Source organism: Micrococcus sp., from assembly GCF_030523875.1.
Classification (GTDB): Bacteria; Actinomycetota; Actinomycetes; order Actinomycetales; family Micrococcaceae; genus Micrococcus.
Window position 1 is genome coordinate 1 of the sequence record NZ_JAUNHR010000002.1, and the last position, 12,859, is coordinate 12,859.

12 protein-coding genes are annotated in these 12,859 nt (G+C 74.5%); 9 read left to right on the forward strand and 3 right to left on the reverse strand.

Annotated features, from left to right (window positions below):
* Together Q4D18_RS00430 and Q4D18_RS00435 are read left to right on the forward strand one after the other, a co-directional pair.
* A partial coding sequence (locus Q4D18_RS00430; protein WP_303124714.1) for a zinc-binding dehydrogenase occupies positions 1-396 on the forward strand: 396 nt, incomplete at its 5' end.
* 88 nt (positions 397-484) lie between these two features.
* Positions 485-1,237 (forward strand): metal-dependent hydrolase, encoded by a 753-nt coding sequence (locus tag Q4D18_RS00435; protein ID WP_303124716.1) that lies wholly within the window; start codon positions 485-487, stop codon positions 1,235-1,237.
* Positions 1,238-1,372: 135 nt separating this feature from the next.
* On the opposite strand, the gene Q4D18_RS00440 is transcribed toward Q4D18_RS00435, so the two are convergent.
* Positions 1,373-2,875: a long-chain fatty acid--CoA ligase gene (locus tag Q4D18_RS00440; protein WP_303124718.1), complete on the reverse strand. Its 1,503-nt coding sequence runs from the start codon at positions 2,873-2,875 to the stop codon at positions 1,373-1,375.
* A 288-nt stretch (positions 2,876-3,163) separates the two neighbouring features.
* Between Q4D18_RS00440 and Q4D18_RS00445 the strand changes: the two genes are divergently transcribed.
* The 3 genes from Q4D18_RS00445 to Q4D18_RS00455 all read left to right on the forward strand — a co-directional run bounded on the left by Q4D18_RS00445 (position 3,164) and on the right by Q4D18_RS00455 (position 7,129).
* Positions 3,164-3,802 carry a hypothetical protein gene (locus tag Q4D18_RS00445; protein WP_303124720.1) on the forward strand — a complete coding sequence of 213 codons (639 nt, stop codon included), beginning with the start codon at positions 3,164-3,166 and terminating at the stop codon, positions 3,800-3,802.
* A 92-nt stretch (positions 3,803-3,894) separates the two neighbouring features.
* A complete protein-coding gene (locus Q4D18_RS00450) occupies positions 3,895-5,439 on the forward strand; it encodes a sodium:alanine symporter family protein (RefSeq protein WP_303124722.1) in 1,545 nt (514 codons plus the stop codon).
* A gap of 52 nt (positions 5,440-5,491) precedes the next feature.
* On the forward strand, positions 5,492-7,129 hold the full coding sequence (locus Q4D18_RS00455) for an amidohydrolase (protein WP_303124724.1): 1,638 nt from the start codon (positions 5,492-5,494) through the stop codon (positions 7,127-7,129).
* A gap of 29 nt (positions 7,130-7,158) precedes the next feature.
* Here the strand turns inward: Q4D18_RS00455 and Q4D18_RS00460 are convergent, their stop codons facing one another.
* Both Q4D18_RS00460 and Q4D18_RS00465 read right to left on the reverse strand, forming a co-directional pair.
* A complete protein-coding gene (locus Q4D18_RS00460; RefSeq protein ID WP_303124726.1) occupies positions 7,159-7,386 on the reverse strand; it encodes a sulfurtransferase TusA family protein in 228 nt (75 codons plus the stop codon).
* Positions 7,387-7,460: 74 nt separating this feature from the next.
* The gene (locus Q4D18_RS00465) at positions 7,461-8,660 is read right to left on the reverse strand and encodes a YeeE/YedE family protein (RefSeq protein WP_303124728.1); all 1,200 of its coding nucleotides are present in this window, start codon (positions 8,658-8,660) and stop codon (positions 7,461-7,463) included.
* A 260-nt stretch (positions 8,661-8,920) separates the two neighbouring features.
* On the opposite strand from Q4D18_RS00465, the gene Q4D18_RS00470 reads away from it, so the two are divergent.
* The 4 genes from Q4D18_RS00470 to Q4D18_RS00485 form a co-directional block, all read left to right on the forward strand.
* Positions 8,921-10,126 carry a cystathionine gamma-lyase gene (locus Q4D18_RS00470; protein WP_303124730.1) on the forward strand — a complete coding sequence of 402 codons (1,206 nt, stop codon included), beginning with the start codon at positions 8,921-8,923 and terminating at the stop codon, positions 10,124-10,126.
* A gap of 233 nt (positions 10,127-10,359) precedes the next feature.
* A complete protein-coding gene (locus tag Q4D18_RS00475; protein ID WP_303124732.1) occupies positions 10,360-10,992 on the forward strand; it encodes an RraA family protein in 633 nt (210 codons plus the stop codon).
* 120 nt (positions 10,993-11,112) lie between these two features.
* Positions 11,113-12,033, forward strand: coding sequence for an SDR family oxidoreductase (locus Q4D18_RS00480; RefSeq protein WP_303124734.1), 921 nt, complete (start codon positions 11,113-11,115; stop codon positions 12,031-12,033).
* Positions 12,030-12,859, forward strand: an 830-nt coding sequence (locus tag Q4D18_RS00485; protein WP_303124735.1) for an NAD(P)-binding domain-containing protein, incomplete at its 3' end; no start/stop codon positions are given. The genes Q4D18_RS00480 and Q4D18_RS00485, both read left to right, overlap by 4 nt.

The following is a 12,859-nucleotide window of genomic DNA, read 5'->3' on the forward strand; positions in this document are numbered from 1 at the left end:
GCCGACGTCGTGATCGCCGAGCGTGGCGAGGAGGGCGCCGCGCAGGTCAAGGAGCTCACCGGCGGACTCGGCGCGCACGGCGTGGTCGAGGCCGTGGGCACGCAGGGCTCCATGGACCAGGCGCTCGCCTCCGTGCGCGCCGGCGGACACGTCGGGTTCGTGGGCGTCTCCCACGACCAGACCCTGGACGGCTCCGACCTCTTCGGCCGGCAGATCCACCTGGAGGGCGGCCCCGCCCCGGTGCGCCGCTTCCTGCCCGAGCTGATCGAGCGCATCCAGGCCGGCGAGATCCAGCCCGGCCGCGTGTTCACGGCGCGCATGCCGATCGACGACGCCGCCGAGGCCTACCAGGCCATGGACGAGCGCCGCGAGATCAAGGTGCTCCTGGAGGTCTGAGCGCGCCGAGACGCTTACCGTGTCCGCCCCGCCTGGCATCGTAGGCCGGTCATCCCCGACCGATCCGCACCCAGGAGGCCGCACCCCCATGATGGGCCCGTCCCACGCCGCCACCGGCGCCGCCGCCTGGCTGGCCCTCACCGGGTGGTTCTCGCCCGTCGAGGCCCTGCACATGCCGCCCGAGATCCAGCTGCTCGGCGCGCTCACCACCGCCGGCGCCGCCCTGATCAGCGACTGGGACCACCCCCGCGCCACGGTCGCCCACGCCCTGCCGCCCGTGACCGAGTGGATGTCCCGCGGCATCAGCCGGGTGGCCGGCGGGCACCGGAGGGGGACCCACTCGCTCGTGGGGATCGCCGCGTTCACCGCCATCGCCTCCGCCGCGGCCGGCCTGCAGGTGCCCGTCGAGGGGCGCGTCTACGGGGTGGGGCAGGGCGTGATCGCGGCGTTCCTGGTGGCCGTCGCGGCCAAGGCCCTGAAGCTGCTCCCGCGCCGGGGGATGCTGTCCGCGTGGGCGCTGGGCGTCGTCGTCGCTGTGGTGGGCGCCGTCCTCAGCGGCGGGCTGTGGTGGATCCCCGCGTCCGTGGCGATCGGGGCGACCGTGCACATCCTCGGCGACGCCCTCACCAACAACGGCGTCGCCCTGCTCTGGCCCCTCCGGCCGGACCCGCCGGGCCGCCTGTGGTTCTGGCAGTCCGGCGGACGGTTCCGGCTCCCGCTGCTGGGCACCACCGGGTCCTGGCGGGAGTGGCTGTTCGTCTCCCTGGTCACCGCGTTCGCCGTGGTGCGGGCCGTGCAGCTGGCCCCGCACGCGGCCCGCGCGGTGGCGGCGCTGGTGTGACCGGGCCCGGCGGGGCCAACGGCGCAGGTTCTCCGACCCTCTGGGACATCTCCTGCGCGGACCGCGTCGGAAAAGTCGCGGAGGGTCGGAAAGTCGGGTACGGGGCGGGGCCGTGCAGCCCCGCCCCGCCCCGCCTCACTCTGCCGCGGTCAGCTCCCGCTTGAGGATCTTGCCGGTGGCGGTCTTGGGCAGCCCGTCCCGCACGGTCACGGTGCGTGGGTACTTGTACGGGGCCACCTGGGACTTCACGTGCTCGATCAGCTCCTCCTCCGTGGCCTCCGCCCCCTCGGCGAGCACCACGTGTGCCGCGATCTCCTGCCCGAGCTCGGGATGCGGCACGCCCACCACGGCGGCCTCGGCCACGGCCGGGTGCTCGTAGAGCACCTCCTCGATCTCGCGCGGGTACACGTTGAGGCCGCCGCGCAGGATCATGTCCTTGGTGCGGTCCACGATGTAGTGGTTGCCCTCGGCGTCGCGCCGGCCGATGTCCCCGGAGCGGAACCAGCCGTCCTCGGTGATGGCCTCGGCGGTGGCCTCCGGCTTGCCCCAGTAGCCCTTCATGATGTTCTCGCCGCGGATCCACACCTCACCGAGGGTCTCCTCGTCCCCCTCGGCCACCACGTCTCCCTCGGGCGTCACCAGCTGCAGCTCGCACCCGCGGACGGCGCGGCCGATGGAGCCGGGCCGGTGCTCCTCCCCGGGGTGGTTGAAGCACGCCACGGGGGACGTCTCCGAGAGGCCGTAGCCCTCGAGGATCTCGCAGCCGAACGCGGCCTCGAACCGGCGCAGCAGCTCCACGGGCATGCTCGACCCGCCGGACACCGCGAGCCGCAGGCTGGCGAGGGCCTCCGGGCGGTCCTTGGCGGCGGCCAGCACGGCGCCGTACATGGTGGGCACGCCCACGAAGAGGTTGACCTTCTGGTCCTCGATGGTCTGCACGGCCTGCTGCGGGTCGAAGCGGGGGATGAGGGACAGCGTGGCGCCGACGGTCACGCAGCTCATGAGCGCGCAGGTGAGGCCGAACACGTGGAACAGCGGCAGGCAGCCGAGCACGGTCTCCCCGGGCTGCAGCCGGATCAGCGTCTCCGCGGTGGTGTCTGCGTTGGTGCCGATGTTCCGGTGCGTCAGCTGGGCGCCCTTGGGGCGTCCGGTGGTGCCGGAGGTGTAGAGGATCACGGCGTCGTCCTCGAGGTCCCGCGGGGCGGCCTCGGTGACCGGGCCGGGGCTCTCCGCCAGGTGCGGGGCCAGCCCGTCCTCGCCCAGGGTGCGCAGCGGCACGCCGGTGGCCTGCGCGGCCTCGGCGGCGTCGGGCGAGGGGATCGCCCACAGCATGGACGCGCCCGAGTCCTCCAGGTAGTACACGACCTCCCGCTGCTTGAACAGCGGGTTCATCGGCACGACGACGGCGCCCACCTGCAGCGTCGCGAACAGCACCACGGGGAACGCCAGGACGTTCGGGGCCATGAGGGCGACGCGGTCGCCGGGGCCGATGCCCTCCTGGCGCAGGAGCCCGGCCAGGAGCCGGACCTGGTCCTGCAGCTCCGCGTAGGTCAGGCGCTCCTCGCCGAGGACCAGCGCGGGGGAGTCGGGATGCTCGGCGGCGGTGCGCTCGAGCCGGGCGGGCAGGGTAAGGGTCACGGCGGGCCTCCAGACGACGGGATGTGATCGGTGCCACACAGTATCAGGGGCGGCGCGTCCCGGCTGGCCCTGGCGTGGCGCGGCGACGCGGGAGTCACCGCCGGTGCCCGCCCCGTGCCCGTCCCGCCCCGCTCCACGGCCACGACTTTCCGACACGCAGTGACATCTCCGACGCGGTCCGCGCAGGAGATGTCGCAGGATGTCGGACATGCGGCAGGGTCCTGCTGCCGGCCACGACGCCGGCCCCAGCCCTGGCCTGTCCTGGCTGGCGGGCCTAGCGTGGCGCGCATGCCTGCCTCCGCCTCCGTCCCCGCCCGTGTGCTCGGCTCCGCCCTCGGCGGTGTCCTGGCGGTCCTCGCCAACGCCCCGGCGATCGTCCCGCGCCGGCAGCCGCTCCACGAGCGCGGTCAGACTCGGGACGCCGTCTGGTCGGTGCACACGCCGTGGCCGGAGTCCGGCGTCGAGGTCCTGGCCGCGGCGGGGGAGACCCCGGTGCTGGCGCGCACCTCCCGCGCCCTGGGCGTGCCGTCCCCGTGGCCGGACATCAGCGGCCTCGCCCTGCGCTTCCCCGACGACGCCGCCCTTCTCTTCGGGTCCACCGGCACCGGGCCGCGCACGCGCCGGCTGCTGGCGCTGCGCACCCCCGACGCGGTGGATCCGCTGACCACGCTGCTGCCCCTGCACACCCGGCTCGGCCGTGTGGAGCTCGGCGCGCAGGTGGACGGCCGCACGGTCCGCGTCCTGACGTCCCTCGAGGGCGACCCGTGGGTGGACCGGGCCGCGGTCCACCTCGGCGAGCGCGCCGGGACGGTGGTCCGCTTCGACCCGCTCCATCCGCCCCACGGGCTGGCGTGGAGCGGCTTCTGGGCCGCCGCGCGCCGACCCGCCTACACCCTCGCCCGAAGGACCACGCCCGGCGCCGAGTGAGGCCGCGGGCCACGTCACCGCACGTCCCGGGTGGGTTTCTCAGCGCATTGTGGCTACCGTCACAAGGTCATCGCTCTCGACCAGGGACTCTCATGGAAGCCTTCCTCACCCCCGTCAACGAGATCATGTGGAGCCTTCCCATGGTCGTCATCATCCTGCTGATCGGCGTGTACTTCACCGTCCGGATGGGGGCCCCGCAGCTGCGGCTCCTGCCCGACATGATCGGCCAGCTCGCCCGCGGCGGCCGCACCAGCGCCGGCATCAGCTCCTTCGAGTCCTTCGCCATGGCCCTGGGCGGGCGCATCGGCGTGGGCAACATCGCCGGCGTCGCCGTGGCCATCCACCTGGGCGGGCCCGGCGCCCTGTTCTGGATGTGGGTGACCGCGTTCCTCGGGGCCCCGGTGGCCGTGGCCGAGTCCTCCCTGGCCCAGCTGTACAAGCACAAGGTCCGCGGCGAGTTCCGCGGCGGCCCCGCGTTCTACATCCTCGAGGGCCTCGGCCGGCACTGGCGGTGGCTCGCCGTCGCCTACGCCGCGGCCACGGTGTTCGCCACCGTCTTCACCGGCCCGCAGATCCAGGCCAACGCCGTCACCGCCGCCACCGTGCAGGCCTGGGGCTGGGACCCGCTGTGGACGGGTCTGGGCATGGCCGCGATCTTCCTGGCCATCGTGTTCGGCGGCATGCACCGCCTGGGCCGCACTGTGGGCCTCGTGGTGCCCTTCATGGCGGCGGCGTACATCCTGGTGGGCCTCGTCGTCGTCGCGCTGAACTGGGCCGCCGTGCCCGGCATGCTCCAGCTGATCCTCACCAGCGCCTTCGGCGCGGACACCGCCTACGCGGGCATGCTCGGCGCCGCGATCTCCTGGGGCGTGCGCCGCGCCATCTACTCCACCGAGATCGGCACCGGCTCCGGCGCCCAGGCCGCCGCCGCGGCCAACGTGACCCACCCCGTCAAGCAGGGCCTGGCCCAGGGCTTCTCCGCCTACGTGGACACCCTGTTCGTGTGCACCATCACCGGCCTGATGATCCTCTCCACGAGCAGCTACAACGTGCTCGGCGCGGACGAGCGGACCCCGATCGTGGAGAACGTGCCCGGCACGGAGGCCGGCCCGGCCTGGACGCAGATCGCCATCGACACCGTGATCCCCACGTTCGGGCCCTCCCTCGTGGCCCTGGCCGTGTTCCTCTTCGCGTTCACCACGCTGCTGTCCTTCGACTTCTACGCCGTGACCAACCTGGCCTATCTGATCAAGAGCACCTCCGTGCAGCGGGCGGCCACCGCGATCGCCCACCTGGTGCTCGCCGCGTCGGTGGTGTTCGGGGCCGTCCAGAAGTCCGACTCGGCCTGGGCGCTCGCGGACTTCGGCGTGGGCCTGTACACCTGGGTGAACATCCTCGCCCTCATCCTGCTCAGCGGCATGGCCATCCGCCTGGTCAAGGACTACGACCGTCAGCGCCGCCAGGGCCTGGACCCCGTGTTCGACCCGCGCGCCCTCGGCATCCCCAACGCGCCCCTGTGGGAGCGCCTGGCGGACGAGCACGCCCGCACCGGGGACGTGGACGCCGCCATGGAGCACGTGGCGGACACCGCCCCGGACACCCGGGCCATCGCCATCATGGACCCGCACCGCCGCTGAGCGGCACCACCGCGGTCCCGCCCCGCCGCCGACGACCCAGGAGCCCCCGCCCATGCAGCTCGACCTCCTCCTCGAGAACGCCGACGTCCTCACCATGGACCCACGCCGCCCCCGGGCGGGCCGCGTGGGGATCTGGCGGGGCGTCGTCGTCGGTGTGGACGAGGAGCTGGACGGGCTGACGGCGGCCGAGCGCGTGGACGCGCGCGGGGCGTTCGTGATGCCCGGCTTCAACGACGCCCACGCCCACAGCGTGTGGTTCGGGCAGTCCCGCCTGGACGTGGACCTCGACGGCGCCACCACCGCCGAGGAGGTGTACGCCCGCATCGGGGCGCGGGCCGCCACCGAGGCCCCCGGCGCGTGGATCACCTGCACGGGGTACGACGCCGGCCACCTCCACGGCCCCCAGCCGGACCGGGACGGCCTCGACGCCGCCGCGGCCGGCCGGCCCGTGCTGATCCGGCACAACACCGGCCACTCGCTCACCGTGTCCGGCGCGGTGCTGGCGTGGGCCGGCGTGGGCGAGCTCGTGGTGGAGCAGCCCGAGGGCGGGTGGATCGCCGTCGACGACGCCGGCCGCCCCACCGGCCTGCTGGACGAGACGGCCATGGCCCTGGTGACCCGGCTCGTGCAGCCGGAGTCCCTCGAGCACATCGGGGCGTGCCTCGAGCGGGCGTCCGCCGAGTACGCGGCCGAGGGCATCACCTCCGTGACGGACGCGGGGATCGCCGGCGGGTGGATCGGTCACAGCCCGGTCGAGTTCGCCGCGTACCAGCGCGCCCTCGACGCCGGGCGCCTGCGCACCCGCTTCCAGACGATGGTCACCCTGGACGCGCTGCAGCCCGTGACCGGCCACCCCGACGACGGCCCCCACCTCACCCTGGGCGCCGGCGTGCGCAGCGGGGTGGGGGACGAGCGCCTGCAGATCGGCCCCGCGAAGGTGTTCACCGACGGCGCCATGCTGGGCCGCACCGCCGCCATGACCGAGGACTACTGCGGCGGCGCCCACGGGGGCCACGGCCGCGGCTACCTCCAGCAGGACGAGCACGAGATGCGCCGGGCCTGCCTGGCGGCGGCCGGCGCGGGCTGGGCGCTGGCCATGCACGCGATCGGCGACGCCGCCCTCGACTTCTCCCTCGACGTGATCGCCGAGGCTCTCGACCGGCACGGCCGCCCCGTGATGCCGCACCGCGTGGAGCACGGCGGCGTGGTGCGGGACGACCAGGTGGCCCGCATGGCCGCCCTCGGCGTGGTGATGACCACCCAGCCGAACTTCATCAGCGCCTTCGGCGAGTCCGTGCGGGAGCGGATCGGGGAGGACCGGGCCCTGCTGAGCTACCCGGCCGGGCGGCTGCTGCGCGCCGGGCTGGTCCTGCCGGGCAGCTCGGACCGCCCCGTGGCCGGCGGGCGGCCGCTCGAGGTGGTGCGGGACTTCGTGCTGCGCCGCACCGAGCAGGGCCGGGACTACGGCCCCGACGACCGCCTCACCGTGGACGAGGCCCTGCACGCCTACACCGTGGGCTCGGCCGAGGCCACCGGCTGGGGCGCGCGCAAGGGGCGGCTCACGGCCGGGCGCCTGGCCGACGTCGTCGTCCTCGGCGCGGACCCGCGCGCGGTGCCCGCCGAGGAGATCGGCGAGATCCCCGTGCAGGCGACGCTCGTGGGTGGGGAGCTGGTGCACGGGGCGCTCTGAAGGCCCCGCGCCGCCGCGCCGGCGGAGGGTCAGGCCTTCTTGACCGTGATGGTCCACTCCGCGGCGCCGCGCTTGGTGAAGTCCGTGACCTCGTGGCCGTTCTCCGCGGCCCACCGGGGCAGGGAGTCGGTGGCCTGGGTGCAGTCGAAGTCGATCACGAGCTCGTCCCCCGAGGGGATCTGCTGCATCGCCTGGTTGGCCTCCACGAGCGGGAAGGGGCAGACCTGGCCGTCGGTCTCGAGCAGGTGCTTCGCCATGGTGGTTCTCTCCTTGGGTCTGAGGGGGTCTGAGGGGTTCGTGCGGAGCCGGAAGGGGCGCCCGGGCGGGCGGCTCAGCCGATCGGCGTGAGCTTGACGGGGCGAGCCGTGCCGCCGTCGCCGCGGCCGGCGGAGGCGTCCCGGGCGTCGTCGTCGAGGGTGCTGTCCGAGCCGAGGACCGCACCGGCGTCCGCCGCGGTGCCCTCGGCGGAGGTGAGGCCGGCGCCGGAGCCGCCGACCGGCGTCGAGCCCTTGCCCTGGTGGTTGAGGATGAAGATCTTCGCGGCCAGGCCGGTGCCGAGCACCATGGACACCAGGGCGGTCCAGCCCTGGAAGCTGAAGGTGGCGGTGTTGACCATCGCGTTGCCGATGGTGCAGCCGCCGGCCCATGCCGCGCCCCAGCCCATGCCGATGCCGCCGACGATCGAGCGGACGGTGGTGCGCGCGTCGGGGACGCGGATGCGGAACTCGCCGGAGGCCTTCGCCGCGATGAATGAGCCGATCAGCAGGCCCGTCACCATGAGCACGCCCCAGTCCACGAGCTCCATGTCCCCGGTGCCCAGGAACGCCCCGATGTTGGCGGACGGTCCGGTGATGCCCAGGCCGGACTCGCGGCCCGTGGCCCAGGACAGCGGCCACGCGGCGACCGCCAGGACGCCGATGATCGCCGCCGTGACGAACGGGTGCCACGCCTTCTCGGTGAGCACGTGCGCCAGGCCCGTCTTCGAGGCGGGCAGGCGGAAGCGCGTCATCTGCGCCTCCCTGCGGAGGTGGTGGCGCACCGCCATCGCGACGCCGGCTACGAGCAGCGCCACGAACACCCAGGGGGAGAGCCCGGTGAGCTGCTGGAACGACCCGGTCGGGGTCTCCACCGAGCGCACCGCCTCCGTGGTGCCGGCCAGCGGGCCCTTGCGGAACGCCGTCGCGCCCACGATGTAGAAGATCAGCGCGAACCAGGAGCCCACGAGGCCCTCGCCGGCGCGGTAGTAGGTGCCGGTGGCGCAGCCGCCGGCCAGGACGATCGAGAACCCGAAGATCAGGCCGCCGATGATCGTGCCGAGCCACGGGAAGGTCTCCGGGGCCAGGGAGATGACCCCGAGCGCGTCCAGGGCGAACACGCCCACGGACTGGACGGCCACGATCACCATGAACGCGGTGAACCAGCGGGTGGATCGGATGGTGAACAGGTCACGGAAGGCACCCGTGACGCAGAAGCGCCCGCGCTGGAACACGAAGCCCAGGACGAGGCCGAGGAGCAGGCCGGTGATGATCATGCGGCCATGGAACCGCCGCGATCGGGGGCCGCGCGAGCCCGTCCGCAACGAGGGGCAACGCGAGGACACGCGGGGCAACACGGGCGCGGCCGGGGGTGTGGGGGAGGACGATGCACGCCCGCGTGGCGGCCCGCCCCGCGTGCTGCCGCGTGGTGAGGATTCCTGCCGATCACGACATCTCCTGCGCGGACCGCGTCGGAGATGTCGTGATCGGCAGGAGACGTGATCCGCCGGGCGTCCTCCGCGAGGACAATGGCCCCATGTCCGAGCCCACGACGCCGACCCCCGCCTCCGCCCCCGCCTTCTCAGCCGGGGGCATCGACCCCGCCTCCGCGCCCCCGGCAGCCCCCGCCTTCGCGCCCGTCCTGCACCACCGGACAGAGCACCTCGGCCCGGGTGAGCCGATCGCCGCGCCGATGGTCTCGGCGAGCACCTTCGCGGTGCCCGGGGACCCGGCGACCTCCGGCGCGGCCTACCAGTACGGCCGCTGGGACTCGACCACGTGGACGGTGCTCGAGGAGTCCCTCGCCGCGCTCGAGGGCGCCCCCACGCTCGCGTTCCCCTCCGGCATGGGCGCGATCGCCGCCGTCCTGATGCCCCTGCTCGAGGCCGGCGACCGCGTCCTGCTGCCCTCGGACGGCTACGGCGCCGTCCGCCAGCTCGCGGACGCGTTCCTCGTGCCGCGCGGCATCCGGGTGGAGTACGTCCCGACGCCGGAGGTGGCCTCCCGCGACCTCGCCGGATACCGCATGGTGTACCTGGAGACCCCGTCCAACCCGGGGCTGCGTGTGGCGGACGTCGCCGCGGTGGCCGAGCGGGCGCACGCGGCGGGTGCCGTCGTCGTGGTGGACAACACCACCCTGACCCCGCTGGGGCAGCGGCCCCTGGAACTCGGCGCGGACGTCGTGGTCAGCTCGGACACCAAGGCCGTCAACGGGCACTCGGACGCGCTCGGCGGTCACGTCTCCACGCGGGACGAGGCCGTGCTGGAGCGCGTGCGGCGCTGGCGCACGCTGGTGGGCGGGATCCCCGGCGCGCACGAGTCGTGGCTGATCCACCGCGGCCTGGAGACCCTCGAGGTCCGGTTCGCGCGCATGTGCGCCTCGGCGCAGGCGCTCGCGGAGCTGTTCGCGGGTCAGGCCGGCGCCGGACGTCCGGTGGAGTCCGTGGTGTACCCGGGCCTGCCGGAGCACCCGGACCGCGACGTCGTCGCCCGCCAGATGACCGCCCACGGCCCGCTCATCGGAGTCACCTTCGCGGACGAGGCCACGGCCGAGCGGTTCATCGGCGCCATGCGGTGGATGGTGCCGGCCACGAGCTTCGGCGGCACCCACACCTCGGCGGAGCGCCGAGCCCGCTGGAGCGACGACGTCGCACCCGGGTTCGTGCGCGTCGCCGTCGGCTGCGAGCCGACCGCGGAGCTGGTCGCCGAGACCCGGCGGGTCCTGGACGGGCTGGCGGCCTGAGTCCCGCTCGCCCACCACGAATCGACTGCACTTCTGACCCTTCTCAACGCCGGATCGGCCGTCAGAAGGGTCAGAAGTGCAGTGGATCCTCCCGGAGCCGCGCCTCCAGCCCGCCCCGCACGCGCGGCCACTCCTCGGCCGGTCGACCCTGCTTGCAGCGTGATCCCCCGCGTGGCACCGTGGCGAGGGTCACCCCCGCGCGCCGACCGCGCCCGTCACCCCGGAGGAGCCCCATGACCGGCCGCCCGACCCGCCCGTCCCTGCCCGCCACGGCCCTCGCGGAGCAGGTCCCCGAGGACCGCGTGATGGACCCGGGCATCCGCCCGCTGTGGGACGGCATGCCCGCCGTGACGGGCCCCGTGCACGCCGTGCGCTGCGCCCCCGGGGACAACCTCATGATGCACGCGGCGGTCTACCGGGCGGCCCCGGGCTCGGTGATCGTCGTCGACGCCGGCGGCTCGGCCCCGGCGGTGGCCGGCGGCAACGTGTGCGCGGTGGCCCAGCGCCGCGGGATCGCCGGGTTCGTGGTGGACGGCAACATCCGGGACGTCGCCGAGGCCCGGGAGCTCGGCTTCCCGATCTTCGCGCGGGGCGTCTTCCCCAAGCCGGGCACCAAGAAGGGCGCGGTCTCCCAGGAGGATGTGCGGGTCGGCGGCGTGGCGGTGCGCACCGGGGACGTGATCGTCGCGGATGAGGAGGGGGTCGTCGTCGTGCCGGCGGACGCTGCGCAGGAGGCGTTCGCCGCCGCCCAGGCCAAGGCCGCCACGGAGGACGCCATGAGCCTGGACGAGTGGGAGGCCGACCACCGCCGCAAGGTGGAGGCGGGTCTCGCCGCGAACGAGGACACCGAGCCCCTGCCGCGCTGACGGCGTGCCCGCTCGGCGGCCGCGTACCTGAGGGCTGGCCCCGGCCGGAGGGGCTTCCTACGCTGGGAGGGCCGGCGCGGCTCGCGCGGCGGCCATCCAGACGAAGCGAAGGAGCACGACATGTCCCAGGACGACGCGCACACCACCGCCACCGACCAGCTCACGCTGCAGGATCCCGTGACCCGCTACCCGGAGATCACGCCGCCCGAGCAGTCCCTGTCCGGCACCGGCCTGGACGCGGAGATGACCCCGAAGGCGGACCTCGGCGAGCACTCCTACCGCGGCACCGGCCGACTCGAGGGCCGCAAGGCGCTCATCACCGGCGGTGACTCCGGCATCGGCGCGGCCACCGCGATCGCCTTCGCGCGCGAGGGCGCCGACGTGGTCATCTCCGGCCTGCCGGAGGAGGAGAAGGACGCCCAGCACGTCAAGGAGGTCGTCGAGGCGGAGGGCCGTACGTGCGCCGTGATCCTCGGCGACCTGCGGGACAAGCAGTTCTGCAAGGACCTCGTGGCGCAGGCGGTCGAGACCCTCGGCGGCCTGGACATCCTCGTCAACAACGGCGGCAAGCAGGTGGCACAGGAGTCCATCGAGGACATCGACGACGAGCAGCTCGAGGCGACCTTCGACGTCAACATCCTGGCCCAGTTCCGCCTGGTCAAGGCGGCCCTGCCGCACCTGCAGCCGGGCGCCTCGATCATCAACACGACCTCCGTGGTGACCTACCACGCCCCCGAGGTCCTCGTGGACTACTCCGCCACGAAGGCCGCCATCAACACGTTCACCAAGTCCCTCGCCCAGCAGCTGGCGCCGAAGGGCATCCGGGTGAACGCCGTGGCCCCCGGCCCCATCTGGACGCCGCTGCAGCCCTCGGGCGGCCAGAAGCCCGAGGACCTGCCGGAGTTCGGCAAGGCCACCCCGCTGGGCCGTGCCGGCCAGCCGACCGAGCTCGCCCCGGCCTACGTGTTCCTGGCCTCCCCGGAGTCCTCCTACGTGGTGGGCGCGACCATCCCGGTGACCGGGGGCATGCCCACGCCGTGACGCCCCCCGCTCCGGACGTCCACGCCCCCGCATCGCAGGCCCCCGCCGGCGACGCGCGGCGCGTGGACGTCCTGGTCGTCGGCGGGGGACAGGCCGGCCTCGCCGCCGGCTACCACCTGCACCGCCTCGCCCGCGACGCCGAACGCGGCCGGGGCGGACCGGCGCCGAGCTTCGCCATCCTCGATGCGGCCCCGCAGCCCGGCGGGGCGTGGCGCGAGTACTGGGAGTCCCTCGCCCTGTTCTCCCCGGCGGAGACCAGCTCCCTGCCGGGGTGGCGGATGCCCGCGTGGCCCGGGCCCGGCACTCCCTCCGCGGACCACGTGGTGGCCTACCTGGCGGAGTACGAGCGCCGCTACGAGCTGCCCGTGCACCGGCCCGTCACCGTCCTCGAGGTCGCCGACGCCCCCGACGGCGGCTTCGCCGTGCGCACGGACCGCGGCGACTGGCACGCCCGCGCCGTGATCTCCGCGACCGGCTCGTGGACCCGCCCGTTCCGGCCGCACCTGCCCGGCGCGGAGGACTTCGCCGGACGGCTCCTGCACACCGTGGACTACCGCCGGGCCGAGGACTTCGCGGGGCAGCGGGTGCTGGTGGTGGGCGGCGGCAACTCCGGCGCGCAGATCGCCGCCGACCTCGCGCCCGGGGCCCGCTCCCTCACGTGGGCCACACGCCGCCCGCCCCGGTGGATGCCCGACGACGTCGACGGCGCGGCGCTCTTCCGCGCCGCCACCGCGCGGGTGCGGTCGCTGACCGACCCGGAGTCGCAGGGCGGCCCCGACGGGGACCGGGCGGAGGGCGGCGTCGGGGCGCTCGGGGACATCGTGGT

Coding starts and splice junctions, on each gene's coding strand:
- Q4D18_RS00465 (WP_303124728.1), bottom strand. CDS start 8,660: ATGATCATCACCGGCCTGCTCCTCGGCCTCGTCCTGGGCTTCGTGTTC.
- Q4D18_RS00480 (WP_303124734.1), top strand. CDS start 11,113: ATGTCCCAGGACGACGCGCACACCACCGCCACCGACCAGCTCACGCTG.
- Q4D18_RS00445 (WP_303124720.1), top strand. CDS start 3,164: ATGCCTGCCTCCGCCTCCGTCCCCGCCCGTGTGCTCGGCTCCGCCCTC.
- Q4D18_RS00455 (WP_303124724.1), top strand. CDS start 5,492: ATGCAGCTCGACCTCCTCCTCGAGAACGCCGACGTCCTCACCATGGAC.
- Q4D18_RS00460 (WP_303124726.1), bottom strand. CDS start 7,386: ATGGCGAAGCACCTGCTCGAGACCGACGGCCAGGTCTGCCCCTTCCCG.
- Q4D18_RS00435 (WP_303124716.1), top strand. CDS start 485: ATGATGGGCCCGTCCCACGCCGCCACCGGCGCCGCCGCCTGGCTGGCC.
- Q4D18_RS00475 (WP_303124732.1), top strand. CDS start 10,360: ATGACCGGCCGCCCGACCCGCCCGTCCCTGCCCGCCACGGCCCTCGCG.
- Q4D18_RS00450 (WP_303124722.1), top strand. CDS start 3,895: ATGGAAGCCTTCCTCACCCCCGTCAACGAGATCATGTGGAGCCTTCCC.
- Q4D18_RS00470 (WP_303124730.1), top strand. CDS start 8,921: ATGTCCGAGCCCACGACGCCGACCCCCGCCTCCGCCCCCGCCTTCTCA.